This window comes from Mesorhizobium sp. M7A.T.Ca.US.000.02.2.1, from assembly GCF_003996995.1.
Taxonomy (GTDB): Bacteria; Pseudomonadota; Alphaproteobacteria; order Rhizobiales; family Rhizobiaceae; genus Mesorhizobium.
Genome location: NZ_RZTT01000580.1, coordinates 1 through 2,928 on the forward strand (window position 1 = coordinate 1; position 2,928 = coordinate 2,928).

The window sequence follows — 2,928 nt, forward strand, 5'->3', positions numbered from 1 at the left end:
GATCAGCGTCATGCCGACGAGCAGGATGTTGAGCGCGATCTCGTTCGGCGTCTTCTGGCGCTCGGCACCTTCGACCAGCGAGATCATGCGGTCGAGGAAGGTATGGCCGGAGGCGGCGGTGATGCGGACGCGGACCCAGTCTGACAGCACCTGGGTGCCACCGGTGACCGCCGAACGGTCGCCACCGGATTCGCGGATGACCGGCGCCGATTCGCCTGTTATCGCCGCCTCGTTGACCGACGCGACGCCCTCGACCACTTCGCCGTCCGACGGGATGATGTCGCCGGCCTCGACCAGGACGGCATCGCCGACCTTGAGGCTGGTGCCGGGCACGAGTTTGTATTTGGTGCGGTCCTCACCGGTCAAAAGCTTGGCCTGGGTCTCGGTGCGTGCCTTGCGCAGCGAATCCGCCTGCGCCTTTCCGCGGCCTTCTGCGACCGCTTCGGCGAAGTTGGCGAACAGCACGGTGAACCAAAGCCAGATGATGATCTGCAGCGTAAAGCCGAGATTGCCGCCTCCGGTGACCAGGTCCTTCACGAACAGCACCGTGGTGAGCGCCGAGACGACGGCAACGACGAACATCACCGGGTTCCTGGCCAGCGTGCGCGGATCGAGCTTGCGGAAGGCGCCGCCAATGGCGGGAACCAGGATGCGTGCATCCATGATGCTTGCTGATTTCGAGTTGCTCATTTTGAAGCTCCGGCTTCGGTGTTGTTGGACGGCACCCGATGATTGGATGCCGAAAGGAAATGCGGCGGCCCGTAGGCCAGCAGCCAGAGGACGAGCATGACTGCCGCAAGGCCGAGAAACGTCGACAGGGTCGGGAAAGGAGGAGGTCTCTCCTCCTTTCGGTGATCGTCCCTGTGGCCGACCTTGCGGCGCATGGCATTGAACCAGGACATGACGGTCTCAGAAGGTCTGCCCGTGAGCCATCGCCAGGTGCTCGATGATCGGCCCGACGGCGAGCGCCGGGAAGAAGGTGAGGCCACCGACGATCAGGATGACGCCGACCAGCAGCCCGACGAACAGAGGGCCATCGGTCGGGAAGGTGCCGGCGGAAGCCGGAACCGTTTTCTTCCCCACCAGCGAGCCGGCAATGGCCAGCGCCGGGATGATGACCAGGAAGCGGCCCATCAGCATGCCGATGCCGATCGTGATGTTGTACCAGGGCGTGTTGCCGCTGAGGCCGCCAAAGGCCGAACCGTTGTTGGCCGCCGCCGAAGTGTAGGCATACAGAACCTCGGAGAAGCCGTGCGGGCCGGCATTGCCCATCGACGCCACGCCGGTCGGCAGCACGACGGCGATGGCCGTGAAGATCAGCATCGCCAGCGGCAGGCACAGTATGGCCAGCATAGCCATCTTGACCTCCTTGGCCTCGATCTTCTTGCCCAGATATTCGGGCGTGCGGCCGACCATCAGGCCGGCGACGAAGACGGCGACGACGATGTACATCAGGATGCCGTAGAGACCGGCGCCGACACCGCCGACGATAACTTCGCCAAGCTGCATGTTGATGATCGGGATCATGCCGCCGAGCGCGGTGAAGGAGCCGTGCATGGCGTTGACGGCGCCGCAAGAAGCGGCCGTGGTGATGACGGCAAACAGCGCCGACAGGGCGATGCCGAAGCGGCTCTCCTTGCCCTCCATGTTACCGCCGTCGATGCCCAGCGCATGCACCAGCGGGTTGCCGGCGGCTTCCGCCCAGTAGCAGATGGCGACACCGGCGATGAACATGACGCCCATGGCCGAGAGGATCGCCCAGCCCTGGCGCTGGTTGCCGATCATGCGGCCGAAGACATTGGTCAAGGCGGCGCCGATGGCGAAGATCGACACCATCTGGATCAGGTTGGAGATCGCGTCGGGGTTCTCGAACGGGTGCGCGGCATTGGCGTTGAAGAAGCCGCCGCCATTGGTGCCGAGCATCTTGATGGCCACCTGCGAAGCGACCGGGCCGACGGCGATGGTCTGTTGCGCGCCTTCCAGCGTCGTGGCGTTAACGTAGGCGCCGAGCGTCTGCGGCATGCCTAGCCAGACATAGACCAGCGTCAGCACGATGCAGAACGGCAGCAGCAGATAGAGTGTGGAGCGGGTCATATCGACCCAGAAATTGCCGATCGACTTGCCGGACGCCCGGGCAAAGCCGCGGATCAGCGCAATGGCGATGGCAATGCCGGTGGCCGCCGAAACGAAGTTCTGCACCGTCAGCCCGGCCATCTGCACGAGATAGGACATCGTGCTCTCGCCACCATAGTTCTGCCAGTTGGTGTTGGTCATGAAGCTGGCGGCGGTGTTGAAGGCCAACCCTGGTTCAACCGCTGTCATGCCGGCAGGGTTGTAAGGCAGGCTGCCCTGCAGACGCTGCAGCGCATAAAGCACCAGGAAGCCGGCGAGATTGAAGAGCAGCAGGGCGACCGCGTAGGTGGTCCAGTGCTGTTCCTCGCGTTCGCTGGTTCCGCAAATACGATAAAGCCCACGCTCAAGCGGGCGAAGGACCGGCGAAAGCAGCGTGCGGTCGCCGTTGAAGACGCGGTGCATGTAGCCGCCGAGCGGCTTCACCAGCAAAACGACGATCCCGCAATAGACCAGGATCTGTATCCAACCGTTCAGTGTCATGGGTGTGGCTTTCCGTGCCTTCAGAAGCGTTCTGGACGAACGAGGGCGTATGTCAGGTAGGCGAGCAGGAACAGCGTAACGCCGCCACCGAGAATATAGTCGACGATCATTTTTTCAGCCTCGCTCTAGAGCGCGTCACAAGATTTTATGTAGGCGAAACAAAGGGCAAAGAACAAAATTCCGATTCCGATAACGGCCATATCCATTGTGTTTATTCCTTTTGTTCTTTTGTACTTTGCGGATTTGACAGGAGAGTTCGCAATATCTCGAAAGTGTCCCGTCGCATCTTTGGCGACGGAACCGGTTGTATTTTCT

The 2,928-nt window shown here is 62.1% G+C and carries 4 protein-coding genes and 1 pseudogene; all 5 read right to left on the reverse strand.

The genetic code is table 11. The annotated features are described in order from the left end of the window. Positions 1-690: pseudogene (locus tag EOD15_RS31895) on the reverse strand (potassium-transporting ATPase subunit B); the annotation flags it as partial. Continuing rightward, positions 687-902, reverse strand: a complete 216-nt coding sequence (locus tag EOD15_RS31900) for a hypothetical protein (RefSeq protein ID WP_127270652.1) — start codon at positions 900-902, stop codon at positions 687-689. The gene EOD15_RS31900 and the pseudogene EOD15_RS31895, both read right to left, overlap by 4 nt. 7 nt (positions 903-909) lie before the next feature. Next, positions 910-2,613 carry a potassium-transporting ATPase subunit KdpA gene (gene kdpA / locus EOD15_RS31905; protein ID WP_127321035.1) on the reverse strand — a complete coding sequence of 568 codons (1,704 nt, stop codon included), beginning with the start codon at positions 2,611-2,613 and terminating at the stop codon, positions 910-912. A 20-nt stretch (positions 2,614-2,633) separates the two neighbouring features. Next, a complete protein-coding gene (locus tag EOD15_RS31910) occupies positions 2,634-2,723 on the reverse strand; it encodes a K(+)-transporting ATPase subunit F (protein ID WP_032808122.1) in 90 nt (29 codons plus the stop codon). 15 nt (positions 2,724-2,738) lie between these two features. Then, the coding region (locus EOD15_RS36350) for a hypothetical protein (protein WP_127409187.1) at positions 2,739-2,928 on the reverse strand (190 nt) is incomplete at its 5' end.